This window comes from Methanobrevibacter curvatus (assembly GCF_001639295.1).
Classification (GTDB): domain Archaea; phylum Methanobacteriota; class Methanobacteria; order Methanobacteriales; family Methanobacteriaceae; genus Methanoflexus; species Methanoflexus curvatus.
Map to the genome: position 1 here is coordinate 1 of NZ_LWMV01000079.1, position 2,077 is coordinate 2,077.

A 2,077-nucleotide genomic window follows, 5' to 3' on the forward strand; every position below is an offset into this window, starting at 1 on the left:
CACAATAAAAAGCCTCAAAAAACCTAAAAGAGTATATTCAACAAAAAATAGAACTAATAACAGAAAAAGCTTATAAAAACAACAAGATTAAAAAATGAATAAAAAAAATTAAAAAATTCTTAAGTTGATAGCAGTGATATTTTTCATGAAAAAAATAAATAAAAAAATAAATAATTTTTTTCTATATTGTAGATAAAATAAAATTATACAATAGAAAATTTAGTACATTGCGACCAATTAAAATTAAAAAAATAATAAAAAAAAGAATTGTTGCAAAAATATAAAAAATATAAAAAAAATAAAAAAAAGATATAAAATGTCCAATGCTGTAAACTTAAGAAAATTTTTTAAAAACTAATGTTGTAATTTATTTTTTAGGTGCACTTTTATTAATGTTAGATATTTATTATGTTTTTTCTTAATATTTATTTAGTTTAATTACCCCATACTTTTATTAATTCATGGGTTTTTAATTTATTAATTTAAATTTTTTATAATTTAGAAAAGTATTTATGTTTTTAAATCTAAATATATAGTTAGTTTAAATGGATTATTTTAGATTTTTATTTTAAATAAAGTAAAAACAAATAAAGTTTGGAGATTGCTAATATGCAAAAATTACCTATTGGAACTCAATCATTTTCTATATTACGAAATGAAAATTACCTGTATGTAGATAAAACACCAGAAATACATAAAATGATAAACAATGGCAGAGTGTACTTTCTATCTCGCCCAAGAAGATTTGGAAAATCCCTTTTAGTCAGTACATTAGAAGAGTTATTTTCAGCAAATAAAGAGTTATTTAAAGACTTATATATCTATGACAAGTGGGATTGGAATAAGAAATACCCTGTGATTAAAATAGACTTTGGATCTATGGCTTATAAAAATTCAAAACAATTAGAAGATTCTTTATTTGATTTTTTAGATGATACTTCTGAAGATTTTGAAGTGGAACTAAAAAGAAAAACTTTACCACAAAGATTTGGAGAACTAATTAAAAAAATTAATAAAAAAGTCAAACAAAAAGTTGTAATTTTAATTGACGAATATGATAAACCTATTATAGACAATATAACAAATTTTAAAATAGCTGAGGACAATAGAAAAACTTTAAATAATTTTTATCAATCTCTAAAAGCTAACGATGAATTCATAAAATTCATTTTCATAACTGGAATATCCAAATTCTCATCAACATCTATCTTTTCAGGACTAAACAACCCCAAAGACATTACACTAAGTAAAAATTACACCAAAATTTGTGGCTACACACACAAAGAACTCGAATACTATTTTAAAGATCAAATTGAAAACTTAGCCAATGAAGAATCCCTTAGCTATAAAGAAACAATAGCTAAAATTGAGTATTGGTATGATGGTTACACTTGGGACGGTAAAAACAAAATATACAATCCTTTCTCAACACTACTACTATTTGATGAGAGAAAATTTTCAAATTACTGGTTTAGTAGTGGAACACCAACATTTCTAATAGAAATACTTAAAAAAGAAAACAACCTACAACCAATTATTGAACCTATTTCTGCAATTGAAGATGATTTAGACACTTTTGAAATAGAAAATATCCAATCCACAACATTACTATTTCAAACAGGATATCTAACAATAAAAGAAATAAAAAAAAATTATGGAGATATGGAATACATATTAGATATTCCAAATTACGAAGTCAGACAGTCTCTAATCCGCAGACTTGTAATGACTTACACAAATTTAAGCACAGACAATTTAAAAGAACTAAAAAACAAAACATACACAAGCATTTTAAACAAAGATTCAAAAGGGTTCATAGAAGTTTTAGAAAGCATATATCATAGATTATCCTATCCACTAAAAGGAGACGATGAAAAATACTACCATGGAATATTCTTAGTAGCCCTATATTTACTAGGAATTGAATCACAAGGTGAAGTAACAACCTACTCAGGAAGAGCAGACACAATATTTAAAATAAAAGACAAAACAATAATCACAGAAATCAAATACTCATCAACAAAATCCACAAAAACAATAATAAAAGAAGCATTCAAACAAATAAAAGAAAAAAAAT

The 2,077-nt window shown here is 24.0% G+C and carries 1 protein-coding gene; it reads left to right on the plus strand.

Features of this window, described 5'->3' with window-relative positions:
* Positions 1-609 precede the first annotated feature (609 nt).
* On the plus strand, positions 610-2,077 hold a 1,468-nt coding region (locus MBCUR_RS02055; protein ID WP_067089604.1), incomplete at its 3' end, for an ATP-binding protein.